At 61.5% G+C, this 2,613-nt stretch carries 4 protein-coding genes and 1 tRNA gene; 4 read left to right on the forward strand and 1 reads right to left on the reverse strand.

The genetic code is table 11. The features are described 5' to 3' along the window. The first annotated feature begins 24 nt into the window (after positions 1-24). A tRNA-Gln gene (locus AC2VOG_RS17745) sits at positions 25-96 on the forward strand. 278 nt (positions 97-374) lie between these two features. Continuing rightward, positions 375-803, forward strand: a complete 429-nt coding sequence (ybiA, locus tag AC2VOG_RS17750) for a riboflavin biosynthesis intermediates N-glycosidase (protein WP_486941160.1) — start codon at positions 375-377, stop codon at positions 801-803. On the opposite strand, the gene AC2VOG_RS17755 is transcribed toward ybiA, so the two are convergent. Then, the gene (locus AC2VOG_RS17755) at positions 804-1,070 is read right to left on the reverse strand and encodes a hypothetical protein (protein WP_486941161.1); all 267 of its coding nucleotides are present in this window, start codon (positions 1,068-1,070) and stop codon (positions 804-806) included. Positions 1,071-1,188: 118 nt separating this feature from the next. On the opposite strand from AC2VOG_RS17755, the gene AC2VOG_RS17760 reads away from it, so the two are divergent. Together AC2VOG_RS17760 and AC2VOG_RS17765 are read left to right on the forward strand one after the other, a co-directional pair. After that, positions 1,189-1,506 (forward strand): transposase, encoded by a 318-nt coding sequence (locus AC2VOG_RS17760; RefSeq protein ID WP_486941162.1) that lies wholly within the window; start codon positions 1,189-1,191, stop codon positions 1,504-1,506. Next, positions 1,503-2,393: an IS3 family transposase gene (locus tag AC2VOG_RS17765; RefSeq protein ID WP_486941163.1), complete on the forward strand. Its 891-nt coding sequence runs from the start codon at positions 1,503-1,505 to the stop codon at positions 2,391-2,393. Before AC2VOG_RS17760 ends, AC2VOG_RS17765 begins: the two co-directional genes overlap by 4 nt. Positions 2,394-2,613 lie beyond the last annotated feature (220 nt).

Genomic DNA, 2,613 nt, shown 5'->3' on the forward strand with positions numbered 1-2,613 from the left:
TGACCAGCGGTTTTAGGCAGCCAATGGGGTATGGTGTAATTGGCAACACAGCTGATTCTGGTTCAGCCATTCTAGGTTCGAGTCCTGGTACCCCAGCTTTTAGCGCCGTGAGCAGCGCAAACCGTCGCCTCGAGCATGGATCGCACGCAGATCGCACGCAGCGGATGCCAAATACAGCTTGAGCCAAAATCGACACTCCCAAAACCAGTCGTGTCGCAGCCGCATGCTGACGCTGTCTCGACGCGAGCGCGTGGAACGCACAGACACATCACCATGAGTCGGTTCGCCGCCGAGACGGCGGCTGAGCGGTCGTCGTCGCGGCTCGTGTCACACTTGATGTCGACCCCAGCCCCGACGACAGAAAAAGGGAGGCCTTGATAGATGACTTTCGTGGACGCCACTACTTTCTCTCCAACTTTCACCGCCAACCTGTGTGCATCGGCGGCGACGTCTATCCGACAGCTGAGCACGCCTACCAGGCGCTGAAAGCTGTCCGCCCCGACGAGCGGGCGTGGATTGCGCAATCCGCGACGCCGCTGATCGCTAAACAACGCGGCCGCAAAGTGCAGATCGTCGACTACTGGGCTGACATGCGCGTGCGTGTCATGGAGCAAGTACTCGCCGCGAAATTCGCTGATCGCGATCTCGCCGACAAGCTCGTCGACACATACCCGCACAAGCTCGTCGAAGGCAACACGTGGCACGACGACTATTGGGGCGACTGCCGCTGCGGTCGATGCCCAGGCGAAGGCGAAAACATGCTTGGCGAGGCGTTGATGCAGCTGCGAGACGAGCTGCGCTGATCAGTCGCGGATCGTTGGCCCGATCAGAACTTGATCGTCGGGGTTGAACACGCGCTCTGCCCCGTCGGTGAACAAAACCGTCACCTCAGGCGGCATGAACCCGTCTCTGTCTGGTGTTGGCATCATCCTGCAAATCGGTGTGCGAGCGACCACATTCCACTGCGAGTCGTCATCGTCGACACCCTTGAACAGATACGGCGTGTTCGTGTTGCCGGCCAATTCACCAGCTTTCAACTGCCAGGTGTGAGATGGCGGCTCGTACGTCATACGTCCGATTTTCCCACCGAACCGCGACGGCACACGGTAAAGCGGTGGCCTGAGCCTCCCCAGTTTCAGTGGACACCCGAGATAGCGGGGCACGGGGTCCCGCTGGGAGGATGTGGGTATGTCCAGGACTCGTCGGTCGTTTACGGCGGAGTTCAAGGTGCAGGCCGCTCGGCGGGTGATGGATAGCGGCCGGCCGGTTACCGAGGTCGGCCGGGAGCTGAATCTGCATGAGAACCTTTTGCGGAGATGGGTTGCTGCAGAACGTATCCGGGACGGGGCTGCTGCCGGCGCGCGCACAGTGCCGCCCGATGGGGACCTGTCGGCGGGCGAGCGGGCCGAGCTGGCCCGGCTGCGCGCGGAGGTCGCCGATAAGGATCGTGACATCGCGTTCCTGAAAAAAGTATCGGCGTACTTTGCAGCACAGCAACACAGGTGAGTCGTTTCGAGCTCATCGCTGCGGAGGGCGCCGACCACGATGTATCGAATCTTGCACAGCTGCTCGGTGTTTCACGGTCGGGTTTCTATGCGTGGGCAGCGCGGCAACGCCGTAGCGAGCTCTCACCGCGTCAGCAGCGGCGCCGAGACCTGGAAGTGAAGATCCTGGCGCACTGGCAAGCATCCAAGCGCACGTACGGGTCGCCGCGGATCACCGCTGATCTGCACGCCGCGGGCGTCGCGGTCTCGGAGAACACCGTCGCGGCGATCATGGCGGAAATGGGCATCGAGGGGATCAGTCCCCGCACGTTCAAGGTCAAGACCACGGTGGTGGACCCGACGACGTCGTTCCCGCCGGATCGGGTCGGGCGCGACTTCGACCGGGGCCGCACAGACGCTGTCTGGACGTCGGACATCACCTATTTGACCTGCGGCGAAGGGCACGCCTACCTGTGCGCGATCCGTGACGAGCACTCACGGCGGGTGCTGGGCTGGTCGCTGGCCGATCACATGCGTACCGAGCTGGTCGAGGCGGCTGTTGACGCCGCGGTGTTCACTCGTGGCGGCGCGGTGGCCGGCACGATCCTGCATGCGGATAGAGGCAGCCAATTCACCAGCCAGGACATGGCCCAGGCCTGTTCTCGGCATGGCTTGCTGCGCTCCATGGGCGCGACCGGGATCTGGGACAACGCGGGCGCCGAGTCGTTGTGGTCGACCGTCAAGCACGAATACTACAAACGCCACGCCTTCACCACATACGCGAATCTCACTGCAGGACTTGACAATTACATCATATTCTACAACCATGACAGGCGACACAGCTCGCTCGGGATGACCTCACCCATCGACTTCGAGATCGCCTCACGAGCACGTCAGCAATCAAGCTAACCGTGTCCACTTTTTCTGGGGAACCTCACCTGACGGAAGTTTCTTCGGCATGACTCCATCCTCGTTTCCAAGGTCAGGAGCCTCCAGCATTTCCAGGGCGATGCAATGTGACGAATAGACTCTCGCTGAGCAGCTAGCTCGACGAGGGTCTTTTCGTTGTGGACGCGCCGGTCTAACCTGCTTTCGCAAGTTGGCTGATGCGCTGCGGAGACACATGCAA

Source organism: Mycobacterium sp. TH-M11 (genome assembly GCF_057473725.1).